Raw genomic sequence first — 17,492 nt, 5'->3', positions numbered from 1 at the left:
GTTCCCCCTCGTGTGCCAGTACGTGCCTGTGGTCCTCCTCTAGGGATGTACTGCACGGTGTCGGCGCCGTCCATCGAACAGACGTCTACGGGCGGCCCGCGGGGCGCCGTCGGAACCCGCGGGCTTTGACCGGACAGTCGGGGGTAGCCGCATTACATGCTTGAGACACTCGCAGCGGCGCCCGCAACCTTTGCACGTGCCCTCCCGGGGCGCAGAACGTCGCGGCACGCCCGTGCGCGCCGCCGCCGCGGACGTCTGCACCGGCGGCTGCTCGCCTATCGCGAGGTCCAGATCGTCCACGCCCCGGCACCCCTCGCCGGGGCCGACAGCCTGCTGCTGGTGCACACCCGCCGCATCGTCGGCCAGCTCACCTACGAGCTGTGCGAACAGTGCGCCAGCGGAGTCATCACCGAGTTGCAGGTCACCTCCCCGCTCCAGGACAGCGGCCTCGGCACGCGCGCCGTCGCCCACCTGCGCGCCTGCTACCCCGACATCGCCTGGCGCAGTGGTCTCACCCAGCGCATGACGCGCGACCTCTCGCGCCGCATGGGGCTGCGCCGCACCGGCGCCGGACGCACCTGCGTGCACAGCTCGTCCCGCCAGGAGCCGGAGACCAGGCCCGTGCCCTCCCACCGAGCGGTCTGAGCCCTGCTCGGTGGGAGGGCACGGGCCGCGGGGGGTGTCCCGAATCCCCTCGCGCGCCTGCCACCCCGCGAGGTGCCCGGCGGCTCCCGGCTGCACCGCCACATGGCGATGGGACGTCACCGCACGCGGTGCATCCAGCCGTCCGGGTCCGCGCTGCGCCCGTGCTGCAGATCGACGAGAGCCTGGCGCAGCTGACGCGTGACCGGGCCCGTGCCGCCGTCGCCCACCGTCCAGTCGCCGTCCGTGTCCCGCACCGAGCCGACCGGGGTGACGACCGCGGCCGTGCCGCACGCGAAGACCTCGGTGATCTCGCCGGTGGCGCAGCCGGCGCGCCATTCGTCCACGGAGACGGGGCGTTCGGTCACCCGGTGCCCGAGACGCGTGGCGATCCGCAGGAGCGAGTCGCGGGTCACGCCGGGCAGAAGAGTGCCGGTCAGCGGTGTCGTGACCACCTCGACGTCGTGGTCGCGCCGGCGGACGAAGAACAGGTTCATGCCGCCCATCTCCTCCACCCAGCGCCGTTCGGTGGAGTCCAGCCACACCACCTGCTGGCAGCCGGCCTCCTGAGCCGTGCGCTGGGCCACGAACGACGGGCCGTAGTTCGCCGCGCACTTGACGTCGCCGGTGCCGTCCGGCATGGCGCGGCTCTGGGTGCGGCAGATCTGCACCGCCACCGGCCGCACCTCGTCGCCGAAGAAGCCGCCGGCGACGAACGCGAGCACCAGGAACAGGTACTCCTCAGAGGGGCGCAGCATCAGATTCACGTCGGTGCCGAACATCAGCGGACGTATGTACAGGCTGTGGTCCGGGTGGTGGGACAGCTCGTCCTGGTCGGCCGCGACCACCTGTTCGACGCCGCCGAGGAACAACTCCTCGGGCAGTTCGGGCATGGCGAGCCGGGCGGCCGAGCGCCGGAAACGGGCCGCGTTCTGCCAGGGACGGAAGATCGCCAGGGCGTCGTCCTCCTGGCGGAAGGCCTTCATCCCCTCGAAGATCACCTGGCCGTAGTGCAGCCCGATGGTGGCCGGATGGAGCGAGAGGTGGTCCATCGGCTGCAACGCGCCGTCGTGCCAGCCGGAGCGGGGAGAGTAGCGCAGTGTGTAGAGGTGGCGGGTGAAGGCGTCGCCGTGACCGGGGGAGGTGTGCTGGACGTCGAGGTGATCGGCGGTCGAAGTCATGAGGAACTCCTGAGGGTGAGGTCCGGCCGGACGAGGGGGGAGAAGCCCGGCCGGCGGAGCGGAACGGGGGCGGGTCGGAGGCATCGGTCGCGAGCGGAGTCACGGCCGCCGCCGTGCCCCGTCACACGAGCCGTCACACGAGCGGCGTCGCGAAGAACGTCTCTCGCCGGCTGATCCGGTGGTCCGCCGTGACGGTGAAGAACTCGGCGAACCGGTGCTTCGCGGGTGTGCCGTCGTGCAGGACACCTGCGAACGAGCCGCGGACGGCGACCTCGTCACCGCTGACGACCACGGCGTCGAGCTCGTGCCGCCCCTCCCGGATCTTGCGGGTGTGGGTGTAGAAGTGGCGCATCCCCGACCGGCCGTGCACCGGCGGGTAGCCGGGCCGGTGGTAGACGGCGTCCGGGGTGAACAGGTCGACGAGCCCCGGCACGTCGCCGGAGTCGACGAGCCGGTAGAACTCGTGCATGAGGGTCGTGGTCATCGCTGGTCTCCGACTTCTTCGAGGGAACGGTCGAGCACGGCCGCGATCTCGGCGATCGGGCCGGGCCTGGTCATGTCGCCGTGCCGGCAGGCGACCGGGTGCACGTCCATGCCGCCCACGTACGGCAGCCATTGGCCGGGCTCCGGAGTGGTGTCCGTGCGTCCCAGCGCGGCCTGGAAGAACAGCACGTGTCCGGGATGGCGTGGGGGTGTGCCCGCGCAGCTGAGCGTCACATGGGCGGCAAATGCTTCGGCGAGCCGCGCGGGTGCGCCGAGAAGCTCCTCGAATTCCCCCGCCGCGGACGGAGCGTGGCCCAGGGACTCGCGCAGGGCCGCCTGAACGGACGGATCGTCGGCGCTGTACGTCTCGCCGGTGGCGCGCGGCGGGTAGCCGTCCATCATCGCCAGCAGGGCGACCTCTTCGCCGCCCTCCCGCAGGGCCGCGGCCATCGCGTGGGCGACACCCGCCCCGAACGACCAGCCCAACAGGTGGTAGGGGCCGGCGGGTTGGACGGTACGCACCTCCGCGAGGTAGTCGCGTGCCATCTCCTCGATGGTGGCCGGAGTCTGATCGGCGGCGAACAGGGCGCGTGCCTGCAGCCCGTACACCGGACGGTCCGGCAGATGGGGCAGCAACCCCGCGTAGACCGAACTGATCCCGGCCGCGGGATGGACGCAGAACAGCGGTGGCCGTGCGCCGTCGGTGCGCAGCGGCAGCAGGACTGTCGGGGTGCGGTCGGCGGGAGGTTCGCTCAGCCGGGTGGCGAGTGCGGCCGGTGTGGGTGCCTCGAACAGTGTCTGTACGCCGATACGTGTGCCGAAGTGTGCCTCGATACGGGACATCAGCCGGATCGCCAGCAGGGAGTGCCCGCCGAGATCGAAGAACCCGGCGTCGGCTCCGACCGGCCCGGCCGTCCCGAGGACCTCGCCGAACAGCCGGCACAAGGCCGCTTCGTGCGGGCCGCGAGGCGCGCTGCCGTGGTCCTGCCGGTACGCGGGGGCGGGCAGGGCGCCGCGGTCCAGCTTGCCGTTCGCCGTGTACGGCAGCGAGTCCAGGGTGACGACGACGGCCGGCACGAGATGGTCGGGGAGGCGCGCGGCGAGGTGGGCGCGCAGCTCCGCCGGCTCGGGTACGGTGCCTGCGCCGCAGGCCGCGTAGGCGACGAGCCGTTTGTCACCCGGACGGTCCTCGCGCACCGTGACGGCGCACCGGGCGACCTGGGGGTGCGTGGCGAGCGCCGCCTCGATCTCCCCCGGCTCCACCCGGAAGCCCCGCACCTTGACCTGTGCGTCCGCCCGGCCGAGGTAGTCCAGGGTGTGGTCGGGGCGCCACCGGACGACGTCTCCCGTCCGGTACATCCGAGTGCCCGGGGGGCCGGAGGGATCGGCGACGAAGCGCTCGGCGGTCGCGGCGGCCGCGCCGAGGTAGCCGAGCGCCAGGCCGCTGCCGGTCAGGTACAGCTCGCCGGTCCCGCCGGGCGGCACCGGGCGCAGACAGGCGTCGAGGACGTGAGCGGCCTTGCCGGGGAGCGGCCGGCCGATCGGGATCCGGGGCCCGTCGGCCGCGGTCACCACGTGGGCGGTGCTGAATCCCGTGCTCTCCACGGGGCCGTAGCCGTTGACCAGCCGCACCGCGGGGAACGCGCGCAGCGCGTGGGCGGCGTGCGCCGTCGAGGCCGGTTCGCCGCCGGTCATCGCGCACCGCACCGTGGCGAAGACGACGGGACACTCGTCGAGGACGTGGTTGAACAGGCTCGCCGACGCGTCGAAGACGGTCACCTCGTGCTCGACCACCAGGGCCGCGACGACCGCCGGGTCGATGTGCGTACCCGGGTACAACACGCAGGTCCCGCCGTGCAGCAGGGGCCCGAACACCTGGGTGCCGAAGGCGTCCCAGGACACCGGCGCGCTCTGCAGCCACCGCTCGCCGGGGCCGAACGGCGCGTAGTCCTGCCCGGTCAGGGTCGTGCTGATCGCCGCGTGCGAGGAGACCACGCCCTTTGGAGCACCCGTCGAGCCGGAGGTGAACATGACGACCGCGGGATCCTCCGGGCGTACGGCCGTCCGCGGCGGCGGCACCGGCGTGGCGGGCACCGCCGCGAGGTCCACGCAGGGCCGGTCGAGCACCTCCGCCGACGCGGCCGTCCCCACCACCGTGCGGATGCCGGTCCGGTCCAGGACCGTACGCAGCCGCTCCGCGGGGAACGCGGTGTCCAGCAGCGTGTAGCAGGCGCCGGTCTTCAGGACGCCCAGCAGCGCGGCCACCAGGTCGGGCCCGCGGTCGAGGTGGACGGCGACCACGTCCCCGGGGCCGGAGACGAGGTGCCGGGCGACGCGGTTGGCGTGGTCCTCCAGCGCGGCGTACGTGGTGCGGCGGCCGTCGTGCACGAGCGCGGTCGCGGTCGGCGTGCGCGCGCACTGTTCGGCGATCAGTTCGTGCAGGCACGCCGCGCGGACATCGCGATCCGCCGTACCCGGTGACAGCGCGGCGCCCTCCCGGCTGTCGGGTGCGACGAGACGGCTCAGGCGTCGACCGGGGTCAGCGGCGACCTGGCGGAGCAGGCGGGCCAGCCGCCCGCAGAGCAACTCGGCGGTCGCCGCGTCGTAGCGCGCGGTCGCGTACTCCCAGGAGAGGGCGAGGCCGAGCGGGTCGCCCGCGGCGGACCGGGACTCCTGGACACCGATCGTGGTGTCGAACTTCGCGCGGCCGTTGTCCTGTTGCCGCAGCTCCGTCACGAGTCCGGGCCAGGCAGGCGGCTCGCCGGTCCGTGTGGTCAGGACGAGCATCACCTGGAACAGCGGGTGGCGGTTGGCCGCCCGCGCGGGGTTGACCGCCTCCACGACACGCTCGAACGGGACGTCCTGGTGCGCGTAGGCGTCGAGGTCCACGGCCCGGACCCGGTCGAGGAGTTCGGCGAACGACGGGTCGCCCGACGCGTCCGCCCGCAGCACCAGGGTGTTCACGAAGAAGCCGACCAGGTCCTCCAGCGCCTCGTCGTCGCGGCCCGCGACGACCGTGCCCACCGGGAGGTCCGTGCCGGCGCCCATGCGGGTCAGCAGCGCCACCACGGCCGCGTGCACGACCATGAACAGGGTCGTGCCCGTACGAGTCGCCAGGTCGAGCAGGGCGTGGTGCTCGTCCTCGGTCAGCGATGCCGGGACACTGGCCCCGTGCTGGTCGGAGCGGACCGGCCGCGGCCGGTCCGCGGGGAACCCGCACTCCTCCGGCGATCCCGCCAACGCCTCGCGCCAGTAGTTGAGTTGACGGGACACGAGGCTGTCCGGGTCCTCGGGGTCGCCCAGCAGGTCCTGCTGCCAGTACGTGTAGTCCGCGTACTGCACGGGCAGTTCGGCGTACCGCGGCGCACGGCCCGCGAGCCGCGCGGAGTAGGCCGTCGAGAGGTCGCGCAGGAGCGGTTCGACCGACCATCCGTCGCCGGCGATGTGGTGGACGAGGACCAGCAGTACGTGCTCGTCCGTGCCCCGCACGTGGAAGAGGGTGGCGCGGACGGGAGGCGCCTGGGTCAGGTCGAAGACGTGCCGGGCCGCCGTCGCGAGCGCCGCCCCGGGATCGTCCACGGAGACCACCGGCAGCGGCACCGCGGCCGGAGGCATGATCCGCTGACAAGGGACGCCCCCTTCGTCGGGATAGGCGGTACGCAGGACTTCGTGCCGGGCCACCACATCGGTGAGGGCGGCGCGGAGCGCGTCGTGCGACAGCTCGCCGCGCAGGCTCACGACGACCGGGATGTTGTAGGCGGGCCCGGGCGCCGCGCGCTCCAGGAACCACAGGCGTCGCTGACTGAAGGAGAGCGGGGCGGCCTCGACGGCCTCCGGCAGTGGTGTGGTCCCGGTGGACGTCGTCATCGTGCCTCCTCCCGGCCGGCGCGGCGCCTGAGGGCCGGGCGGGACCGCGGGCCGTCGGTCAGCCGTGCCGCCAGGGCGGCCACGGTCGGGTTCTCGAACACCGTCTTGATCGTCAGTTCCGCCCCGAGCACGGACCGGACCCGGCTGATCAGCCTGCCGACGAGCAGCGAGTGGCCCCCGAGGGCGAAGAAGCTCTCGTCGACTCCCGCACCCCGCGTGCCGAGCAGCTCGTCGAAGAGCGCGCAGAGCGCCTCCTCCTCGCGGGTGCGCGGCGGACGTCCGGAGGGCCGGTCGCCCGGGTCCGGCGCGGGCAGGGCCGCGCGGTCGAGTTTGCCGTTGGCGTTGATCGGCAGCCGGTCGAGCAGGACGTAGGCACCCGGACGCAGGTGTTCGGGCAGCCGGTGCTCCATGTGGTCCCGCAGCGAGGCGGTGTCCAGGTCCGCCGAGTCCTCGGGCACGACGTAGCCGACGAGGCGCTTCTCGCCCGGCCGGTCCTCGCGGACCACGACGGCGCACCGCCGCACCAGCGGGTGGCCGGCCAACGCGGCCTGCACCGCGCCGGGTTCGATGCGAAAACCCCGGATCTTGACCTGGTCGTCCGTGCGGCCCAGGTATTCGACGACCCCGTCGGCACGCCACCTGCCGAGGTCCCCGGTGCGGTACATCCGCTCCCCGTCCGGCGCGGCGACGAACCGCTGGGCGGTCAGCCCCGGCTGGGCGAGGTAGCCGTCGGCGAGGCCGGGGCCGCCCATGTAGATCTCGCCGGCGACCCCCGGCGGCACCGGCCGCAGATCGGGCCCCAGGACCCAGGCCCGCTTGCCGGGCACCGGCCTGCCGACGGGGACGCTCGCCGTGTCGGGGCGGATGTCGTGGGTCAGAGTGAAGATCGTGTTCTCGACCGGCGAATAGCCGTTGGTGAGGCGCAGATGGGGGTGGCGCCGCAGCAGGGCGCGGACATGCGGCACGGAAGCCGCCTCGCCCCCGGTGAGGACCGAACGCACCTGCGTGAACGCGGCGGGGTGTTCGTCGACCAGGTGGTTGAGCAGGCTCGCGGAGAAGTGGGCCGTGGTGACGGCGTGGTCGGTCAGCAGCCGGGCGACGAGGTCCGGGTCGGTGAAATGCCCTGGTTGCAGGACGCAGGTGGCGCCGTGCAGGAGGGGCCCGAACAGTTCGAGGGCGAACGCGTCCCAGGAGACCGGGGAACACTGCAACCACACCGAGTCCGCGTCGAAGTCGGTCCAGTCCTGCCCGGTGAGGGTGCCGACGAGTGCGCGGTGGGGGGTGACCACGCCCTTCGCCGTGCCCGTCGAACCGGACGTGAACATCACACACGCCGTGTCCTCGGGGCGGACCCGGACCTGCGGCGCCTGCCCGGACGCCCGTGCGATCACCGCGGCGTCGGCGTCCACCAGCACCGCCCGGGCCGCCGGCACGCTCGGCGCGAGCTGCCGCGTGCTGATGACGACGTCCGTGCCGCACCGCTTGAGGACGTCGGCGAGGTGCGGCGCGGGGAAGCGAGGGTCCAGCATGGTGTAGGCGGCGCCGGCGCCGAGCACGCCGAGCACGGCCACGGCCGTCTCCTCGTCGCGTTCGAGCAGGACACCGACGACGTCACCGGGCCCGACGCCGCAGTCGATCAGGTGGTGGGCGAGGCGGTTCGCCCTGGTCACCAGCTGCTCGTAGCTGACGTGCCGGTCCTCGCAGCGCAGCGCGGTGGCCCGCGGGGACCGGGCGGCGTGCTCGGCCACCAGTTCGTGCAGACCGCGGGCCACGGGGACGCCCGTGCGGCCCGTCCACCCGGTGGTGACGTCATGGCGTTCGGCGGACGTCATCAGGTCGTAGGAGCCGATCGGCTCGTCGGGCCGCGCCGCCGCCGCGGCCAGCAGCCGGCCGAAGCGCTCCACGGTCCGCTCGGCGGTCCCGCGGTCGAACAGGTCGGTCGCGTACTCCAGATACCCGGCCAGCGCACCCTCGCTCTCGTGCAGCGACAGCGTCAGATCGAACTTCGCCACCTCGTTGGGGACCGGTACCGGAACACAACGCGTTCCGGCGAGCTCCGCGGTCGCCGCGCTGTTGTTCTGCAGGACGAGCATGATCTGGAAGAGGGGGTGGCGGGAGAGGGAGCGGTCGGGGTTGAGGGCGTGGACGAGGTGGTCGAAGGGGAGGTCCTGGTGGTCGTAGGCGGCCAGGTCGGTGTCGCGGACGCGGGTGAGGAGGGTGTGGAAGGTGGGATTGTCGCTGGTGTCGGTGCGCAGGACGAGGGTGTTGACGAAGAAGCCGACGAGGTCGTCGAGGGCTTCGTCGGTGCGGCCGGCGACGGGGGTGCCCAGCGGGATGTCGGTGCCCGCGCCCAGCCGCCCGAGCAGCGCGGCGAACGCCGCCTGGACCACCATGAACGGGGTGGCCCCGTGCTCCCGGGCCAGCCGCGTGACCGCCGCGTACACCTCCGCGGGCACCTCCACCGGCAGGCACGCGCCGCGATGGCTGGGACGGGCGGGCCGCGGCCGGTCGGCCGGCAGGGTCACTTCCTGCGGCAGCCCGGCCAACCGCTCGCGCCAGTAGACGAGTTGCGTGGACAGCACGGAGTCGGGGTCGTCGCCGCTGCCCAGCACGCCCCGCTGCCACCGCGTGTAGTCGGCGTACTGCACGGGCAGCGGCTCCCACTGCGGGGCCACGCCGGTCAGCCGTGCGGCGTAGGCGGCGGCGACGTCGTCCAGCAGAGGCCGCAACGACCAGCCGTCTCCCGCGATGTGATGGAGCGTCACCAGCAGGAGATGGTCGTCGGCGCCGGTGCTCAGCAGCCGCACGCGCAGCGGGGCCTCCTCGGCCAGGGCGAACCGGTGCCGCGCCTCCGCGGCGACGACGGACGGAAGGTCGTCGCCCCCGACGGGGCGTGCCGCGAAGACGCCCGCCAGTTCGGAATCGGGCAGCACCCGCTGGTACGGCGTTCCCTCATGAGCCGGGTACACCGTGCGCAGGGCCTCATGGCGGACGGCCGTGTCGACCACGGCGGCGCGCAGCGCTTCGGCGTCCACGGTGCCGGTGACCGCGACGGCGAACTGCACGTTGTAGGTGTCCGTGCCGCCGTCGGCGCGGTCGAGGAACCACAGCCGGAACTGCGCGGGCGACAGCGGTACGCGCTCCTGCCGCTCGCCCCGTGCGAGTGCGGGACGGGCGGGGGCCGCCGCGTCGAGGACGCCGTCGAGCGCGGCGGGCGTCCGGCGGGCGAACAGGTCGCGGATGCCCAGCTCGCAGCCGAGTGCCGCCCTGATCCGGTTGACGAGCTTGGCGGCGAGGAGCGAGTGCCCGCCGATCGCGAAGAAGTCGTCGTCACCACCGACCGCGGGAAGACCGAGCACCTGCGCGAACAGGCCGCGCAGGATCTCCTCCCGCGGAGTGCGGGCCGCCCGCACCGGTGACGCGTCCGGGGCGGGTGCGGGCAGCGCCGCCCGGTCGAGCTTGCCGTTGCCGGTGAGCGGCAGCGCGTCGAGCAGGACGTAGGCGCCGGGCCGCAGGTGTTCCGGCAGGTGGTCCGACGCGTGGCGGCGCAGTTCGGCGGCGGAGAGCCGGCCGGCCGGGACGACGTACGCGACGAGCGTCTTGACGCCCGGGCGGTCCTCGCGGACGACGACGGCGCTCTGCCGCACCCCGGGGTGGCTCCCGAGCGCCGCGCCGACCTCCGCGGGCTCGATGCGAAAGCCCCGGATCTTGACCTGGTCGTCGGTACGCCCGAGGTACTCCACGACGCCGTCCGCCCGCCACCGGCCCAGGTCACCGGTGCGGTACATGCGCAGACCCGGCGCGAACGGACAGGCCACGAAGCGCTCCGCGGTCTGCCCCGGCCGGTGCAGATAGCCCTGCGCCAGCCCCGGCCCGGCCATGTAGATCTCGCCGGGCACGCCGCGTGGCACCGGGGCGAGGAACCGGTCCAGGATGTACACCGACTTGTCCCGCAGCGGACGCCCCACCGGGACGCCGCCGGCCGTGTCCCGTGGGGTGACGGTGTGGGTGAGGGTGAAGACGGTGTTCTCGACGGGCGAGTAGCCGTTGACGAGCCGCAGCCCGGGACGGCGGGCGAGGAGCTTCGCCACGTGCGCGGGGGAGGCCGCCTCGCCGCCCGTCATCACCTGCCGCACGCCGTCGAAGAGGCCGGCGTGCTCGTCGACGAGGTGGTTGAGCAGGCTCGCCGAGAAGTGCACGGTGGTGACCCGGTGCCGGACGACCAGCTCCGCCACCTGGGCGGGGTCGGTCAGATGCCCCGGATGCAGGACACACGTGGCGCCGTGCAGGAGGGGCCCGAACAGTTCGAGGGCGAACGCGTCCCAGGAGACGGGGGAGCACTGCAGCCACGTCTCGTCGGGCCCGAAGACGGCGTAGTCCTGGCCGGCAAGGGTGTGCCACAGCGCCTCGTGCGTGGTGACGACGCCCTTGGGCCGCCCGGTCGAGCCGGACGTGAACATCGTGCAGGCGACATCGCCGGGGTGGACCGTCACCTCGGGAGCGGTACGGGGCCGGTGCGCCACGGCGTCGTCGTCCACACGTATCCCGCCGGGCAGCGGCAGCGCGGCCTCGGTGAGGACGTGGGCGATCCGGCCCTCCGCGATCAGCGCGTCGCGCCGTGCCCCGGGCAGGCGCGGGTCCAGCATCGCGTAGGCGGCGCCCGTCTTCAGGACGGCCAGTACGGCGACGACGAGGGGGCGGTCCCGTTCGAGCAGGATCCCCGTCAGCTGCCCGGGACGCACGCCCGCGGCGATGAGATGGTGCGCCAATTGGTCGGCTGCGGCGTCGAGTTCGGCGTACGTCATCCGGTGTGCCCCCGAGACGAGGGCGGTGGCGTCGGGCGCCCGCGACGCCTGCTCGGCGACGGCGTGATGCAGACAGCGGGGGAGCCCCGCGGCACCGCCGCCCCCGCGCCCGGCCGCCAGCAGCTCCTCCTGCTCTGCCGCGGTGAGCAGCTCCGCCTGCTGGACCGGAGTGTCCGGGTGGTCGGCGAAGACGGTCAGCGCGCGGGCGAGCAGCCGCGTGAGCCGCTCGGCGGTCGTCCGGTCGTACAGCTCCGTCGCGTACTTGACGGTGCCGGTGATGCCGTCAGGTGTCTCTGCCAGGTCGACGGTGAGGTCGAACTTGGCCACGTCCAGATCGACCACCCGGTGTTCCGTACGCACCCCGGGCAGGTCCGGGGAGGCGGCCGGGGTGTTCTGCAGGACGAGCATGATCTGGAAGAGGGGGTGGCGGGAGAGGGAGCGGTCGGGGTTGAGGGCGTGGACGAGGTGGTCGAAGGGGAGGTCCTGGTGGTCGTAGGCGGCCAGGTCGGTGTCGCGGACGCGGGTGAGGAGGGTGTGGAAGGTGGGGTTGTCGCTGGTGTCGGTGCGCAGGACGAGGGTGTTGACGAAGAAGCCGACGAGGTCGTCGAGGGCTTCGTCGGTGCGGCCGGCGACGGGGGTGCCCAGGGGGATGTCGGTGCCCGCGCCCAGCCGCCCGAGCACGGCCGCGACCGCGGCGTGCAGCACCATGAACATGGTGGTGCCCGTGGTCCGGGCCAGGGACCGCAGTTTGTCGTGCGTGGCCGCGTCGAGGACGAAGGGGACGGCGTCCCCGTGTGTCCCGCGGACGGCGGGCCGGGGCCGGTCGGTGGGCACGGTGGCCTGCGCGGGCAGCCCCGCCAGAGCCGACCGCCAGTAGGCCTCCTGCCCGGCCAGGACGCTGCCGGGGTCGTCCGGCGCACCCAGGACCGTCCGCTCCCACAGGGCGTAGTCCGCGTACTGGACCGGCAGGTCGGGCCGGCCGGCGGGGCCGTCGCCCGTCCGCGCACGGTAGGCGGCGCCGAGGTCGCGCAGCAGCGGGCCGGACGACCAGCCGTCACCGGCGATGTGGTGCAGGACGATCAGCAGGACGTGGTCCTCGGGCGCCACGCGCAGCAGATGGCCGCGCAGCGGCGGCTGCCGGGACAGGTCGAAGGGGCGCGAGGCCAGCAGCCGGATCCGGGCGTCGAGCTCGTCCTCCGGCACGTCGGCGACGTCCCACTCCACGTCGACGTGGTCCAGGACGCGCTGCACGGGAGCCTCGCCGACGAGTGGAAAGACGGTACGCAGCACCTCGTGACGGCGTGTCAGGTCGTGGAGCGCTCCGTGCAGGGCGTCGACGTCGACCGCGCCACGCATCCGCAGCGCCACCGGGATGGTGTACGTGGCACCGCCCTCGACCTGGTCGAGGAACCACAGCCGGGACTGCGCCCGCGACAGCGGCGGGTGGTCCGGCCGGGCGGTGGGCACCAGGGCGGGCCGGGCCGCCCGCGCCTTCCCGACGGTCGCCGCCAGCGCCCGCGGCGTGCGCGCCGCGAACACGTCGGCCACCCGCAGCTCGACACCGAGGACCGAACGGACCTTGCTGATCAGGGTGGCCACCAGCAGGGAATGGCCGCCGAGGGCCAGGAAGTCGTCCTCGACACCGATGGGGGAGACGCCGAGCAGCGTCGCGTACAGCCCGCACAGCGCTTCTTCGGTCGCGTTCGCCGCGGCGCCGCCCGTACCGGTCGTCAGGGCCGGCGCGGGCAGCGCGGCCCGGTCGAGCTTGCCGTTGGCCGTCAAGGGCAGCGCGCCGAGCGGGACCACCACCGACGGCACCAGGTGCTCCGGCAGCACCTGGGCGACGTGGGCGCGTATCTCCTCCGGCGCGGGCAGCGCGTCCCCCACCACGTACGCCGCCAGCCGGTGGTCGCCCGGCGCGGCCTCCCACGCCGTGACCGCGGCCTGGCGCACGGCCGGGTGCGTGGTGAGGGCGGCCTGCACCTCGGCGGGTTCGACGCGGAATCCCCGGATCTTGACCTGGTCGTCGCTCCGGCCGAGGAACTCGATGCTCCCGTCCCGGAGCCGGCCGAGGTCGCCCGTGCGGTACATGCGGCCGCCGTCCGGCGCCGCGACGAAGCGCAGGGACGTCAGACCCGGGCGGCCCGCGTAGCCGTGCGCCAGGCCGCTGCCCGACATGTAGATCTCGCCGCTCTCGCCGTCCGCGACCGGCCGCAGGTCGGGGCCGAGGAGGTGCACGGACTTGCCGCGCAGCGGGCGGCCGACGGGAATGGGCTCGTCGGAGAGCCGGATACGGTGGGTGAGGGTGAACACGGTGCTCTCGACCGGCGAGTAGCCGTTGGTCAGACGCAGGTCGGGGCGGCGTCGCAGCAAGGTCCTGACGTGGCGCGGGGAGGCTGCTTCCCCGCCCGTCATCACGTGGCGGACGCCGTCGAAGGTCTCCGGCCGCTCGTCCAGGAGGTGGTTGAGCAGACTGGCCGACACGTGCAGCGTGGTGATGGCGTGCCTCGCGACCAGTTCGGTGACGAGCGCGGGGTCGGTGACGTCACCGGGCTGCAGGACGCAGGTGGCACCGTGCAGCAGCGGCCCGAACAGTTCCAGGGCGAAGGCGTCCCAGGAGACGGGCGAGCACTGCAACCACACCTGCCCGGCGCCGTTCCCGGTGAACGTCTGACCGGTGAGGGTGCCGGTGAGCGCCCGGTGCGGAGTGATCACGCCCTTGGGCGCACCCGTCGACCCGGAGGTGAACATGACGCACGCGACGTCTTCCCCGTACGTTGCGACGTCGGGCGGCGTGCCGGGACAGGCGCTCACCGCCGGCAGCGCGGGATCCACGGGGGACCACCGCGGCCCCGCGAACGGGCCACCCGGCGCGGTGACCACGGTCCGCACCCCGGCGTCCGAAGCCACGGAGGTCAGCCGCCGCGCGGGAAAGCGCACGTCGAGCATCGTGTAGGCGGCGCCGGCCTTCAGTACGGCGAGCACGGCGACGACGAGGTCCGTGCCACGGGGCAGACAGACTCCGACCACGTCGCCCGGGGAGACACCGGCGCCCAGCAGGTAGTGGGCGAGCTGGTTGGCGCGCCGGTCCAGTTCACCGTAGGAGACCCGGCTGTCACCGCAGACCAGGGCGGTCGCGGACGGCGCCTCCGCGGCCCTGCGGGCGAACAGCTCGTGGACGCGGGTGTCCCGCGCGCCGCCGTCCTCCAGCCCTTCCCCGCCCAGGCCCTCCAGGCGCCCCAGGCCTTCCCCGGCCGTCGCTTCGGCTTGCTGTGACCTGCTCAACGCACTTCACTCCTCAACCGTGTCGTGGATCGGCGCCCGGCCGTGACGTCACCCGCGCAGCGCGGCGAGGCTCGCCGGGCGCAGATCCGTCCAGTGGGTCTCGACGTACTCCAGGCACGCGGCCCGGTCGTCCGGCCCGTGCTCCACCGTCCAGCCGGAGGGGACGTCGATGGCCGCGGGCCACAGCGAGCGCTGCCGCTCGTCATTGACGAGGACGAGGAACGCGGCGTCGGACTCGTCGAAGGGGTTGGTCATGGTGAGGCTCCTTCTCTCAGGGGAGGTGTGCGTCTTCCGCGTCAGGGGAGGGGACTGTGGGCCATCCGGGACGGGCGGCTCCCCGGCCTGCTCCGGCCCGCGTGCTCCGCGTCGACGGCGGGACACCATCGCCCTTTACTCGTTCGACGGTGAACTCCCATACGGGCCAGCTCACTTGAGGCTATGCGGGGCGGGGCCCGCCGCCCGGCAGTCCCGGCGGCAGTTGGGCGGCAGGTTCACCGCCTCCGTCGTGGAACGGGCCAGGGCCGGCCGCGGGGCCGGCTACGGCACGGGCCGCGGCCTGTACCCCCGCACCACCTGCGGCAGGGGCCGCGCCCCGCACACCGCCTCGATCGCGCCCGCGATCGCCAGGACGTCAGCGGTGCTCGCCGGACCGAAGACCGAGACGCCGACGGGCAGCGACCCGTGCGTACCGGCCGGGACGGTCACGTGCGGAAACCCCGCCAGCGCCGGCAGCGTGCTGGTGTTGCGCGCAGGGCCGTCCCCACGGCTGTGATCCACCCGCCACGCGGGGTCGCTGGTGGGCGCGATGATCGCGGAGATCCCCTGGGAGGCCAGCGCCTCACCCAGCACTCCTCGCGCCCAGTGCCGCGCCCGGGCCCGCTTCCCGGCCGCCGCGGCGCGCCGCCGGCCGGTGACCGCCTGCGCGCGTTCGAACAGGTCCTGGCCGAACGGCGCGGGCAGGCCCCTGTTGCCCTCGATCAGCGCGGCCAGCGTCGACGGGCCACCGCGCCGGGTGGCCAGGTAGGCCTCCAGAGCGGGCCGGAACTCCGCCGCAAGAGCGTCCAGGGCGCCGCGGAAGACCTCCAAGTCCAGCGTCAGTTCGACCGGCCGCACCACCGCACCCAGGGCACCCAGGCGTGCCGCCACCCGGTCGACGGCGCGTTCCGCGGCCGGATGCATCAGGTGCCCCGGCCACACTCCCAGCCGCAACTGCGCGGGAACCGGCACGCGGACCCGCGGGCCGCCGCCGAGCGCGGCGAGCACGGCGACGGCGTCGTCCACACACCCGGTGAACATCCCGGGGGTGTCGAGAGCGGGGGAGACCGGCACGATCCCGGCGAGTGGCAGCAGGCCCCGCTCCGGTGCCACGCCGACCACACCGGTGACCGCCGCCGGGCAGACCACCGAGCCGTCCGTCTCCGTGCCGACCGCCAGCGGCGCCAGACCGGCCGCCACCGCGACCGCCGAACCGGACGAGGAACCGGCGGGACTGTACCCGGCGGCATGCGGGTTCCAGGTCTGGCCGCCGACCCCGGACCATCCCTCGATGCCGCGCACGGAGCGGTAGTTGCCCCACTCCGACAGGTTCGTCTTGCCGACCATCACGGCCCCCGCGCCCCGCAGCAGCGCCACCACCCCGGCATCCGTCCGCGGGGGCGGCGCGGCCGCAAGCAGCGGTGAGCCGGCCGTGCCGGCCAGGCCGCGCGTGTCGATGTTGTCCTTCACCAGGACCGGCACGCCGTCCAACGGCCGCGCCCGGCCGCGCGCGTACCGGCGGTCGGCCGCGCGCGCCTGTGCCGCCGCGCCCGGATCGGTGGCAAGGACCGCGTGCAACTCCGGGTCCAGGGCGGCTATGCGCTCGTGGCACCGCTCCACCAGCTCGACCGCGCTCGTCTCACCCCGCCGCAACTGGTGGCACAACGACGCCAGCGCGGGCCAGGGCGCGCCCGGGTCAGTCAAGGCGGGCCCCCCGCAGCACGGGTGACGCCAGGAACAGCGCGAGCGCCGCCGCGGCGGCCACCGCGTGCAGCGCCAGCGTCACCGGGAAGCCGAATCCGTCGACGGCCGCGCCCAGCGCGAGGTTGCCGATGGTCGGCGCGACGAAGTCCAGCAGCGACACGATCGCCATGACGCGGCCGCGCATCGGCACCGCCGCGAGACGCTGGATCAGCGACACCAGGATGAGGCTCGCCTGCGCGCCGGCCGCTCCCAGCGCCGCGTAACAGGCCGCGGCCGCCACCACCGAGCCCACGTGACCCAGCAGCAGGAGCGCCGCGGCCTGCGCCACGACGCTGACGACGACCCCGATACCGGGGCGGCGGCGGACCGGCAGCACCAGACTCACCAGGAACGCCGCCGCCGCGCCCACCGTGAACGCGGACAGCAGCACACCCGCCCCGGCGGCGCCCGCCCCGAGGTGCTCCGAGAGCAGCACCAGACCGATGTTGATGGGGCCGGCGCCCGCGAGCCCGACCAGGCCACTGGCGCCGAGCAGCAGGCGCAGCTCCCGGTGGGCGGCCGCGTACCGCATCCCCTCGGCGATCTGCGTGATCAGCTTCGGCCGGCTCGCCGGCGGCTCGGCCGGGACCGGTGGCCCGGCCGCGGTCGGTTGCTTCTGCTCGGCCGGAACCGGGGGGCGGCTGCGTGACACCGCGACCGCCGACACGAGGAAACTCACCGCGTTGGCCGCGGCGACCGCCACCATGCCGCCCAGTCCGAGCAGCCACGCGCCGACGGGCCCGCCCGCCGTCTGCCCCGCGCGCAACCCCATCAGGTAGAGCGCGTTGCCCCGTACGAGTTCGTCCGGGGGCAGGAGCTGCGGGCGCAGCGCGCCGCTGGCCGGCAGGAAGAACGCGCCCAGCAGACCGAGCAGCGCGGCGACGGCGATGAGCAGCGGCACCGACGGGCCGATGCCCAGCACCGCGACCGCGGCGGCCCCCATCAGGGCGCAGCGCATCAGGTCCGAGCCCACCATCACCCGCACGGGGCCGTACCGGTCGGCGACGGCACCCGTCCCGAGCAGGGCGGCGATCCGCGGCACCCCGGCCAGGGCGAGGACGGCGCCGGCGGTCGTCGCGTCGGTCTTCCCCACGACCGTCGAGGCCAGCGCGATGGTCCACGCGGCGTCACCGATGCTGGAGAGCCCGATGGCGCCGACGAAGGACAGGTAGCGAGCGGACATCGGACCGGAGCGCGCCGCCCGCAGGGCGGTCTGGTCACTGCGCATCGC

Annotated in this window: 8 protein-coding genes; 1 reads left to right on the top strand and 7 read right to left on the bottom strand. The window is 74.1% G+C overall.

All coding sequences use genetic code 11. From position 1 onward, the window contains the following. The first annotated feature begins 156 nt into the window (after window positions 1-156). Window positions 157-645: a hypothetical protein gene (locus ACIBW6_RS30850; RefSeq protein ID WP_399065393.1), complete on the top strand. Its 489-nt coding sequence runs from the start codon at window positions 157-159 to the stop codon at window positions 643-645. Between the two features lie 116 nt (window positions 646-761). Here ACIBW6_RS30850 and ACIBW6_RS30845 read toward each other — a convergent pair whose 3' ends face one another. The 7 genes from ACIBW6_RS30845 to ACIBW6_RS30815 all read right to left on the bottom strand — a co-directional run bounded on the left by ACIBW6_RS30845 (window position 762) and on the right by ACIBW6_RS30815 (window position 17,489). Beyond that, window positions 762-1,823, bottom strand: coding sequence for a branched-chain amino acid aminotransferase (locus ACIBW6_RS30845; protein WP_399065391.1), 1,062 nt, complete (start codon window positions 1,821-1,823; stop codon window positions 762-764). A gap of 133 nt (window positions 1,824-1,956) precedes the next feature. Continuing rightward, the gene (locus tag ACIBW6_RS30840; RefSeq protein WP_399065389.1) at window positions 1,957-2,307 is read right to left on the bottom strand and encodes a nuclear transport factor 2 family protein; all 351 of its coding nucleotides are present in this window, start codon (window positions 2,305-2,307) and stop codon (window positions 1,957-1,959) included. Next, window positions 2,304-6,173: an amino acid adenylation domain-containing protein gene (locus ACIBW6_RS30835; protein ID WP_399065387.1), complete on the bottom strand. Its 3,870-nt coding sequence runs from the start codon at window positions 6,171-6,173 to the stop codon at window positions 2,304-2,306. Before ACIBW6_RS30835 ends, ACIBW6_RS30840 begins: the two co-directional genes overlap by 4 nt. Continuing rightward, window positions 6,170-14,263: an amino acid adenylation domain-containing protein gene (locus ACIBW6_RS30830; RefSeq protein ID WP_399065385.1), complete on the bottom strand. Its 8,094-nt coding sequence runs from the start codon at window positions 14,261-14,263 to the stop codon at window positions 6,170-6,172. Before ACIBW6_RS30830 ends, ACIBW6_RS30835 begins: the two co-directional genes overlap by 4 nt. Window positions 14,264-14,311: 48 nt before the next feature. Then, window positions 14,312-14,518, bottom strand: coding sequence for an MbtH family protein (locus tag ACIBW6_RS30825; protein ID WP_399065383.1), 207 nt, complete (start codon window positions 14,516-14,518; stop codon window positions 14,312-14,314). A gap of 282 nt (window positions 14,519-14,800) precedes the next feature. Further along, on the bottom strand, window positions 14,801-16,222 hold the full coding sequence (locus ACIBW6_RS30820) for an amidase family protein (RefSeq protein ID WP_399065381.1): 1,422 nt from the start codon (window positions 16,220-16,222) through the stop codon (window positions 14,801-14,803). Next, the gene (locus ACIBW6_RS30815) at window positions 16,215-17,489 is read right to left on the bottom strand and encodes an MFS transporter (RefSeq protein ID WP_399065378.1); all 1,275 of its coding nucleotides are present in this window, start codon (window positions 17,487-17,489) and stop codon (window positions 16,215-16,217) included. Before ACIBW6_RS30815 ends, ACIBW6_RS30820 begins: the two co-directional genes overlap by 8 nt. Window positions 17,490-17,492: the final 3 nt, after the last annotated feature.

The sequence above is a fragment of the Streptomyces sp. NPDC049813 genome, from assembly GCF_044465085.1.
GTDB lineage: Bacteria > Actinomycetota > Actinomycetes > Streptomycetales > Streptomycetaceae > Streptomyces.
Note: the sequence above shows the minus strand (reverse complement) of the source record. Positions and strands in the feature narration are given on the sequence as shown.